Origin of the sequence: Roseateles sp. (assembly GCF_019237615.1) — a bacterium.
Classification (GTDB): domain Bacteria; phylum Pseudomonadota; class Gammaproteobacteria; order Burkholderiales; family Burkholderiaceae_C; genus Pelomonas.
Map to the genome: position 1 here is coordinate 62,351 of NZ_JAFAGT010000061.1, position 8,866 is coordinate 71,216.

General features: G+C 68.2%; 10 protein-coding genes. 7 read left to right on the plus strand and 3 right to left on the minus strand.

Annotation, left to right across the window (positions count from 1 at the left end; all coding sequences use genetic code 11):
• Positions 1-43 precede the first annotated feature (43 nt).
• Together JOY88_RS12475 and JOY88_RS12480 are read right to left on the minus strand one after the other, a co-directional pair.
• On the minus strand, positions 44-598 hold the full coding sequence (locus tag JOY88_RS12475; protein WP_293502847.1) for a chromate transporter: 555 nt from the start codon (positions 596-598) through the stop codon (positions 44-46).
• Between the two features lie 7 nt (positions 599-605).
• Positions 606-1,613, minus strand: a complete 1,008-nt coding sequence (locus tag JOY88_RS12480) for a D-2-hydroxyacid dehydrogenase family protein (RefSeq protein ID WP_293502849.1) — start codon at positions 1,611-1,613, stop codon at positions 606-608.
• Positions 1,614-1,694: 81 nt separating this feature from the next.
• On the opposite strand from JOY88_RS12480, the gene JOY88_RS12485 reads away from it, so the two are divergent.
• A complete protein-coding gene (locus JOY88_RS12485) occupies positions 1,695-2,204 on the plus strand; it encodes a DUF1993 domain-containing protein (RefSeq protein WP_293502851.1) in 510 nt (169 codons plus the stop codon).
• Between the two features lie 25 nt (positions 2,205-2,229).
• Here the strand turns inward: JOY88_RS12485 and JOY88_RS12490 are convergent, their stop codons facing one another.
• Positions 2,230-2,880 (minus strand): GntR family transcriptional regulator, encoded by a 651-nt coding sequence (locus JOY88_RS12490; RefSeq protein ID WP_293502853.1) that lies wholly within the window; start codon positions 2,878-2,880, stop codon positions 2,230-2,232.
• Between the two features lie 94 nt (positions 2,881-2,974).
• On the opposite strand from JOY88_RS12490, the gene scpA reads away from it, so the two are divergent.
• The 6 genes from scpA to JOY88_RS12520 form a co-directional block, all read left to right on the plus strand.
• Complete coding sequence (gene scpA / locus JOY88_RS12495; RefSeq protein WP_293502855.1) at positions 2,975-5,158, plus strand: methylmalonyl-CoA mutase; 2,184 nt, start codon at positions 2,975-2,977, stop codon at positions 5,156-5,158.
• The gene (locus JOY88_RS12500; protein ID WP_293502857.1) at positions 5,155-5,586 is read left to right on the plus strand and encodes a GNAT family N-acetyltransferase; all 432 of its coding nucleotides are present in this window, start codon (positions 5,155-5,157) and stop codon (positions 5,584-5,586) included. Before scpA ends, JOY88_RS12500 begins: the two co-directional genes overlap by 4 nt.
• Positions 5,583-6,554 carry a methylmalonyl Co-A mutase-associated GTPase MeaB gene (gene meaB, locus JOY88_RS12505; protein WP_293502859.1) on the plus strand — a complete coding sequence of 324 codons (972 nt, stop codon included), beginning with the start codon at positions 5,583-5,585 and terminating at the stop codon, positions 6,552-6,554. Before JOY88_RS12500 ends, meaB begins: the two co-directional genes overlap by 4 nt.
• Positions 6,551-6,940, plus strand: a complete 390-nt coding sequence (locus JOY88_RS12510) for a VOC family protein (RefSeq protein ID WP_293502860.1) — start codon at positions 6,551-6,553, stop codon at positions 6,938-6,940. Before meaB ends, JOY88_RS12510 begins: the two co-directional genes overlap by 4 nt.
• A gap of 16 nt (positions 6,941-6,956) precedes the next feature.
• Positions 6,957-8,489: an acyl-CoA carboxylase subunit beta gene (locus JOY88_RS12515; protein ID WP_293502861.1), complete on the plus strand. Its 1,533-nt coding sequence runs from the start codon at positions 6,957-6,959 to the stop codon at positions 8,487-8,489.
• 21 nt (positions 8,490-8,510) lie between these two features.
• The coding region (locus tag JOY88_RS12520) for a biotin carboxylase N-terminal domain-containing protein (protein ID WP_293502862.1) at positions 8,511-8,866 on the plus strand (356 nt) is incomplete at its 3' end.

The window sequence follows — 8,866 nt, forward strand, 5'->3', positions numbered from 1 at the left end:
AAGCGCCCCTTCAGGGGGCAGTGAGCGAAGCGAGCGTGGGGCTTCATTTCCTCAGCCTCCACCAAGCCAGCGCCATGCCACCGCCGCCCAGCAGGGCCAGCACATGGAACAGCGGCCAGCGCAGCAGCCCTATCGCCACGAAGGCCAGCAGGGCCAGCCCCAGCGCCAGCGGCCGGCCCAGCGGGCTGGTCTTCAGGGCTGGAAGCAGCTTGATGCCGGTGGCCAGCACCAGCCCGGCAGCGACGGCGCCCATGCCGCGCAGCGCGCTCACCGCCGCCGGATACCGGGCCAGCTCGCCGTAGATCGCGGCCAGTCCCAGCACGACAACGGCCGGCGCAAGCAGCATGCCGGCCAGCGCGACGACGGCGCCGCGCAGGCCGAAGAAACGGTCGCCGACCATCATCGACAGGTTGACGACGTTGGGCCCGGGCAGCACCTGGGCGATGGCAAGGGTCTCGACGAACTCTTCCTTGCTCAGCCAGCCCAGGCGTTCGACCAGCTCCCGCTGGGCCACGGCCAGCACGCCGCCGAACCCCTGCAGGGCCAGGCGCGTGAACGCGATGAAAAGCTGGGCGAGGGACTGCGGACGGTTCGGCACGGGAACTTCAGCGGTGGACCTTCAGCGCCTCGGGGTTGACGATGTTCGTCGGCTGGGCACGCATGAAGTTCAGCACGTTGTCGAAGGCCGCGTCGAAATAGATCTCGTAGCTGTCCTGCTCCACATAGCCGATGTGGGGCGTGCAGACGGCGTTCTCCAGCCGCAGCAGCGGGTGGCCCTGCAGGATGGGCTCGCTCTCGAACACGTCGATGGCCGCCATGCCGGGCCGGCCGCGGTTCAGCGCCGACACCAGTGCGTTCTCGACGACCAACTCGGCACGCGAGGTGTTCACGAACAGCGCCGTCGGCTTCATGTGGGCCAGGTCCTCGGCCGTGACGATGCCGCGCGTCGCGTCGCACAGGCGCAGGTGCACCGACAGCACGTCCGCCTCGGCGAAGAAGGCCTCGCGGGTGGGCGCAGCCCGGTAGCCGTCGGCCTCCGCCCTGAGGCGCGAGGCCTCGCTGCCCCACACCATCACCTGCATGCCGAAGGCGCGGCCGTAGCCGGCGACGAGCTGGCCGATCTTGCCGTAGCCCCAGACGCCCAGCGTCTTGCCGCGCAACACCATGCCGACGCCGAAGTTTGCCGGCATGGACGCTGCCTTCAGCCCGGCCTGCTGCCAGGCGCCATGCTTGAGGTTGCCGATGTATTGCGGCAGCCGGCGCATGGACGCCATGATCAGCGCCCAGGTCAGCTCGGCCGGCGCCACCGGACTGCCCACGCCCTCGGTAACGACAATACCCAGCCGCGTGCAGGCATCGATGTCGATGTGGCTGCCGACGCGGCCGGTCTGGGAGATCAGCTTGAGCTTCGGGAGCTTTTCGAGAAGCTGGCGAGGGAAGGCGGTGCGCTCGCGGATCAGCACCAGCACCTCGGCGTCGCGCAGCCGCACGGACAGCTGGCCGATGCCCTTGACCGTGTTCGTGAACACCTTGGCGTTCAGCGGTTCCAGCTTGGCGGCGCAGCGGAGCTTCCTGACAGCATCCTGGTAGTCGTCGAGGATGATCACATTCATGGCTGGGGGCATTGTGCCCCGGGGCGCTGCAGCTGACCGGCCTGCTGGCTACCATCGGTTTCCCTCAATGGAGAACACCCGATGACCAAGATTTCCATGCACGCCGCCAGCGCACCGGCCTTCGCCCGGATGCTGGACAACATGCTTCACTGGCTGGACGCCGCCCGTGCCCATGCCGAGGCCAGGAAGTTCTCGCCCGACGCCTACCTGGTGCTGCGCTTGGCGCCCGACATGCTGCCCTTCACAAAGCAGATCCAGATCGCCAGCGACGCAGCCAAGGCCTGCGTGGCCCGCCTGGCCGGCCAGGAGATCCCGAAGTACGAGGACAACGAGGCGACGCTGGACGAGCTGGCCGAGCGCATCCGCAAGACCCGCGATTACGTGCTGTCCTTGCCCGCCGAGGCCTTCGAGGGCAGCGAGGACCGCGAGATCACCATTCCACGCCGCTCGGGCGAGCCGCTGAAGTTCGACGGCCTGAGCTATCTGCGCCACTACGCGACGCCCAACTTCTATTTCCACGCCACGACGACCTATGCGCTGCTGCGCCACGCCGGCGTGCCGCTGGGCAAGAACGACTATCTGGGCGCTTGACCCGGCAAGTCCCGTGCCCCGGCGCTCAGGGCGCGGCCGTCGCGGCCAGGCCGTTGTCGAAATGCGCGATGACGAGGCGCCGGCAGGCCTCGGCGTCGCGTTCGCGCAGCGCCGCGAGCATGTCGCGGTGCTCGGCCAGCGACTCCGCCAGCCGCCCCTCGCGGAACAGCGAGTGGTGGCGGTTCAGCTTCATCAGCCGGCGCAGGTCGTGCACCATCTGCTGGCGCCAGCGATTGCCTTCCAGCTCCAGGATGCGAAGGTGGAAGCGCTCATTGGCGGCGAAGAAGGCGTCGCGGTCGGGCAGGGCGGCCTCGAGCTTCTGGTGCAGGCCGGCCAGCTCGGCCAGCTCGGCGTCGCTGGCACCGGTGGCGACGCGCGCCGCGGCGTCGCTTTCCAGCAGCGCGAGCAGTTGATAGGCTTCCCGCACGTCCCGTTCGCTCATCTCGGTCACGTAGGCGCCGCGGCGCAGCTTCATCGTCACCAGGCCCTCGGTGGCCAGCACCTTCAGCGCCTCCCGCAACGGCGTGCGGCTGATGCCCAGCTCGCCGCAGAGCTTGAGTTCGTCGATCCACGCCCCCGGCTCCAGCTCGCGCGCCAGGATGCGCTGGCGCAGTCGGTCGGCCACCTGCTCATACAAGGCGGTGGAGGCGAGGGGGGCTGCGGTCTGGTCCGGCATGGCGAGGGAGATGTCGGTCCAGTGTAGCGCTTCTGAATTCATAATTATGAATAACGGGCCGCTATGATGCCGGGCCAGTTACAGGAGAGTTTCGATGTCGGACGCCAGCCGTGCCGGGGACGCCCCGGAGTTCAAGACCGCCACGCTGGAGCAGTGGAACAAGGCCGCCGCCAAGTCTGCTCCGGGCGGCGACGTGGCCGCGCTGAACTGGGTCACGCCCGAGGGGCTGACGGTCAAGCCGCTCTACACGGCCGCTGACACCGCTGGCCTGCCGCATGCCGACACGCTGCCCGGCTTCGAGCCCTTCCTGCGCGGCCCGCAGGCCACGATGTACGCGGCCCGGCCCTGGACCATCCGCCAGTACGCCGGCTTCTCCACCGCCGAAGAGAGCAACGCCTTCTACAGGAAGGCCCTGGCGGCCGGCGGTCAGGGCGTGTCGGTGGCCTTCGACCTGGCCACCCACCGCGGCTATGACAGCGACCACCCGCGCGTGACCGGCGACGTCGGCAAGGCCGGCGTGGCCATCGACTCGGTGGAGGACATGAAAATCCTGTTCGACGGCATCCCGCTGGACAAGGTGTCCGTCTCCATGACGATGAACGGCGCGGTGCTGCCGGTGCTGGCCGGTTACGTCGTCGCGGCGGAAGAACAGGGCGTGGGCCAGCAGCAACTGGCCGGGACCATCCAGAACGACATCCTCAAGGAGTTCATGGTCCGCAACACCTACATCTACCCGCCCGAGCCGTCGATGCGCATCGTCGGCGACATCATCGAATACACGGCGCGGGAGTGCCCGAAGTTCAACTCCATCTCCATCTCCGGCTACCACATGCAGGAGGCGGGCGCCACGCAGGCGCTGGAGCTGGCCTTCACGCTGGCCGACGGCCAGGAGTACGTGAGGACGGCCCTGGCCAAGGGCCTGAACGTGGACGACTTCGCGCCGCGCCTGTCGTTCTTCTGGGCCATCGGGATGAACTTCTATCTCGAGATCGCCAAGATGCGCGCCGCGCGCCTGCTGTGGTGCCGCATCATGAAGGGCTTCGGCGCCACGTCGCCCAAGAGCCTGATGCTGCGTACCCATTGCCAGACCTCGGGCTGGAGCCTGACCGAGCAGGACCCGTACAACAACGTCGTGCGCACCACCATCGAGGCCATGGCCGCCGTGTTCGGCGGCACGCAATCGCTGCACACCAACTCGCTGGACGAGGCCATCGCGCTGCCCACGGAGTTCAGCAGCCGCATCGCGCGCAACACCCAGCTCATCATCCAGGAAGAGACCCACATCACCAGCGTCGTGGATCCCTGGGCCGGCAGCTACATGATGGAGAAGCTCACCCAGGACATGGCCGACAAGGCCTGGGCCATCATCGAGGAGGTGAACGCCCAGGGCGGCATGATCAAGGCGGTCGACTCCGGCTGGGCCAAGCTCAAGATCGAGGCGAGCGCCGCCGAGAAGCAGGCCCGCATCGACTCGGGAGCCGACGTCATCGTGGGCGTCAACAAATACAAGCTGGCCAAGGAGGATCCGGTCGAGATCCTTGAGGTGGACAACGTGAAGGTGCGCGAGGCGCAGATCGCGCGGCTGCAGAAGCTCAAGGCCACCCGCGATACGGCCGCCGTGCAGGCGGCGCTGGGCGCGCTGACGCGCGCGGCCGAGAACGGCGAGGGCAACCTGCTGGATCTCAGCATCCAGGCCATGCGCCTGCGCGCGACGGTGGGCGAAGTGTCGGACGCGCTGGAGGCCGCCTTCGGCCGCCACCGCGCAGACACGCACAAGGTCAGCGGCGTCTACGCGGCGGCCTACGACTCGGCCGAGGGCTGGGCCAGGCTGCAAGGCGAGATCGCCGCCTTCGGCGACGCTCAGGGCCGCCGCCCGCGCGTGATGATCGCCAAGCTGGGCCAGGACGGTCACGACCGCGGCGCCAAGGTCGTCGCCACCGCCTTCGCCGACCTGGGCTTCGACGTCGACATCGGCCCGCTGTTCCAGACCCCCGAGGAATGCGCCCGCCAGGCGATCGAGAACGACGTGCACGCGGTGGGCGTGTCGACGCTGGCGGCTGGCCACAAGACGCTGGTGCCCGCCATCATTGCCGAGCTTCGGCGCCAGGGCGCGGACGACATCATCGTGTTCGTCGGCGGTGTGATCCCGCAGCAGGACTACGAGTTCCTGTTTGAGGCCGGCGTGAAGGGCATCTACGGCCCCGGCACGCCCATCCCGGCCAGCGCCAAGAGCGTGCTGGAGGCCATCAAGGCGCAGCAGGCAGGGGTGGCTGCTTGACGACGCCGACGCTGGCGCCCGTCGCCGATGCGGACTTCGAGGCCATGCTGGCGTTGCGCATCGAGGCGCTGCGCGAGAGCCTGGAGCGACTTGGCCGCTTCGATCCCGGCGTGGCGCGGGCGCGGCTGCGAAGCCAGTTCCGGCCTGAGTGGATGCAGCACCTCGTCGTGGACGGCGAGCGCGTGGGCTACTTCACGGTCGAGCCGCGCGAGGGCGAGCTGCGCCTGCATCACCTCTACCTGAAGCCCTCGGCGCAAGGCCGTGGCCTGGGGGCCTGGGTGATGGGGCGACTCAAGGCGCAAGGCCTGCCGATCGCGCTGGCCGCGCTGCGCGGCAGTCGCGCCAACGACTTCTACCACCGCCACGGCTTCCGCGTCGTCGAGGAGCAGGACTTCGACATCGAGTACCGCTGGGAGGCCGGCGCGTGAGCGATCTCGCCGAACGCCTGGAATCCGGCGAGCGTCGCGCGCTGGCCAAGGCCATCACGCTGGTCGAGTCCACCCGGGCCGACCACCGCGAGCGGGCCGATGCGCTGCTCACCGAGCTGATGCCCGCCACCGGCCGCGCGCTGCGGCTGGGCATATCCGGCGTGCCGGGCGTGGGCAAGAGCACCTTCATCGAGGCCTTGGGGGTTTACCTGCTGGAGCAGGGGCGGCGCGTCGCGGTGCTGACCATCGACCCGTCCAGCAGCGTGTCCGGCGGCGCCATCCTGGGCGACAAGACGCGCATGGAGCGGCTCTCCATGGACACGCGCGCCTTCATCCGCCCCAGTCCCAGCGGCGGCACGCTGGGCGGCGTGGCCGAGAAGACGCGTGAGGCGCTGCTGTTGTGCGAGGCGGCCGGCTACGACGTCGTCATCGTCGAGACCGTGGGGGTAGGTCAGAGCGAGACAGCCGTGGCCGGCATGACCGACCTCTATTTGCTGCTGCAGCTGCCAAATGCGGGCGACGACCTGCAGGCCATCAAGAAAGGCGTCATGGAGCTGGCCGACCTGGTCGTCATCAACAAGGCCGACCTGGACGGTGCCGCCGCCACGCGCGCGCAGGCTCAGATCACGTCCGCGTTGCGGCTGCTGCCCACGCATGCGCATGCGACGCAGCGCGTGATGAAGGCCAGCGCGCTGAAGTCGGACGGCATCGCACCCGTGTGGGCCGCGCTGACGGCGCTGCGCGGCGAGCGGGAGGCCAGCGGCACCTGGGCTGCCCGGCGGCGCGAGCAGTCGCTGGCGTGGATGTGGGAGCGCATCCAGTCCGGGCTGAGGCAGGCCTTCGTCGCCCATCCCGGCGTTCACGCCCAGCTCGACGCCGTGACGGTGGCCGTGCGCGAGGGCCGTACGCCCGCATCCACGGCGGCACGCCAGCTGCTGGCCGCCTTCCAGCCCCGGAGCCCTGCGTGATCACCGGCCTGCACCACATCAACCTGCGCGCGCCGGCCGAGTTGCTGGCGACGCTACGCGACTTCTACCGCGACGTGCTGGGCCTGGAGGTCGGCTCGCGACCGGACTTCGGCAGCGCGGGCTATTGGCTCTATGCCGGTGGCCGACCCATCCTGCACTTGTCCGAGCAGCGGCCCGGCGAGGTGCCGCGAGGCCCGGTCGACGCGGCCGCGCCCACCACCTTCGACCACACCGCCTTTGCCGGCAGCGACGCCCCGGCCATGGCCGCCCACCTCGCAGCCCTGGAGGTGCGCTTCCGCGAATCGCGCTCGGCCGTGACCGGCCAGCACCAGTTCTTCCTGCACGACCCCGCCGGCAATGGCGTGGAGATCAATTTCCCGTTCTGACGAAAGCGTCAACACCATGCATGACATCCTGCAAGCACTCGAAGCCAAGCGCGCGCGCGCGCGGCTGGGCGGGGGCGAGAAGCGCATCGCTGCCCAGCATGCCAAGGGCAAGCTGACGGCCCGCGAACGGCTCGAACTGCTGTTCGACGAGGGCAGCTTCGAGGAATGGGACATGTTCGTCGAGCACCGCTGCGTGGACTTCGGCATGGCCGACAACAAGATCCCCGGCGACGGCGTCGTGACCGGCTACGGCATGATCAACGGTCGACTGGCCTTCGCGTTCAGCCAGGACTTCACCGTCTTTGGCGGTGCGCTCAGCGAAGCCCATGCCGAGAAGATCTGCAAGGTGATGGACCAGGCGATGAAGGTCGGCGCACCCGTCATCGGCCTGAACGACTCGGGCGGCGCGCGCATCCAGGAGGGTGTCGCGTCGCTGGGTGGTTATGCCGACGTGTTCCAGAAGAACGTGCTGGCCTCCGGCGTCATCCCGCAGATCAGCATGATCATGGGCCCCTGCGCCGGCGGCGCGGTGTACTCGCCGGCGATGACGGACTTCATCTTCATGGTGAAGGACAGCTCGTACATGTTCGTCACCGGCCCCGAGGTCGTGAAGACGGTGACGCACGAGGAGGTCACTGCCGAGGAGCTGGGCGGCGCGACGACGCACAACAGCCGCAGCGGCGTGGCCGACCTGGCCTTCGAGAACGACGTCGAGGCGCTCCTGATGCTGCGCCGCTTCTTCAACTACCTGCCGCTGTCCAACCGCGAGAAGGCGCCGGTGCGGCCCAGCGGCGACCCAGCCAACCGGTTGGACCTGTCGCTGGACACGCTGGTGCCCGACAACCCCAACAAGCCCTACGACATCAAGGAGCTGATCCTCAAGGTCGTCGACGACGGCGATTTCTTCGAGCTGCAGCCCGACTACGCGAAGAACATCGTCACCGGCTTCGCGCGCATGGAGGGCCAGACGGTGGGCATCGTCGCCAACCAGCCGCTGGTGCTGGCCGGCTGCCTGGACATCAAGAGCAGCATCAAGGCCGCGCGCTTCGTGCGCTTCTGCGATGCGTTCAACATCCCTGTCGTGACCTTCGTGGACGTACCCGGCTTCATGCCTGGCACGGCGCAGGAGTACGGAGGCATCATCAAGCACGGGGCCAAGCTGCTCTACGCCTATGCCGAGTGCACGGTGCCCAAGATCACCGTCATCACCCGCAAGGCCTATGGCGGTGCCTATGACGTGATGGCCTCCAAGCACCTGCGCGGCGACGTCAACTTCGCCTGGCCCAATGCCGAGATCGCCGTGATGGGCGCGAAGGGCGCGGTCGAGATCATCTTCCGCGAAGACAAGAACGATCCCGAGAAGCTCGCCGCCCGCGAGGCCGAGTACAAGGCCCGCTTTGCCAACCCCTTCGTGGCCGGCGCACGCGGCTTTATCGACGACGTGATCCAGCCGCACGAGACGCGCAAGCGCATCTGCCGCTCGCTCAAGATGCTCAAGGACAAGAAGCTCGAAAACCCGTGGCGCAAGCACGGCAACATTCCGCTGTGATCAGGCGTTAGGAGAAAAACGATGTTCAAGAAAATCCTGATCGCCAACCGTGGCGAGATCGCCTGCCGCGTGATCGTGACGGCCCGCAAGATGGGCATTCAGACGGTCGCCGTCTATTCCGAAGCCGACAAGGACGCGCGCCACGTCGAGCTCGCCGACGAAGCCGTGTTGCTCGGTCCCGCACCTTCGCGCGATAGCTATCTCGTCGCCGACAAGATCATCGCGGCCGCCAAGCAGACCGGCGCCGAAGCCATTCACCCCGGCTACGGCTTCCTGTCTGAGAACGAGGACTTCGCGCGCCGCGTCGAGGAAGAAGGCATTGTCTTCATCGGCCCCAAGCACTACTCGATCGCGGCGATGGGCGACAAGATCGCCTC

What these genes read in the sequence shown, in the direction of transcription:
- JOY88_RS12485 (WP_293502851.1), top strand. Translation starts at nt 1,695, where the DNA reads ATGACCAAGATTTCCATGCACGCCGCCAGCGCACCGGCCTTCGCCCGG.
- JOY88_RS12515 (WP_293502861.1), top strand. Translation starts at nt 6,957, where the DNA reads ATGCATGACATCCTGCAAGCACTCGAAGCCAAGCGCGCGCGCGCGCGG.
- JOY88_RS12480 (WP_293502849.1), bottom strand. Translation starts at nt 1,613, where the DNA reads ATGAATGTGATCATCCTCGACGACTACCAGGATGCTGTCAGGAAGCTC.
- scpA (WP_293502855.1), top strand. Translation starts at nt 2,975, where the DNA reads ATGTCGGACGCCAGCCGTGCCGGGGACGCCCCGGAGTTCAAGACCGCC.
- JOY88_RS12490 (WP_293502853.1), bottom strand. Translation starts at nt 2,880, where the DNA reads ATGCCGGACCAGACCGCAGCCCCCCTCGCCTCCACCGCCTTGTATGAG.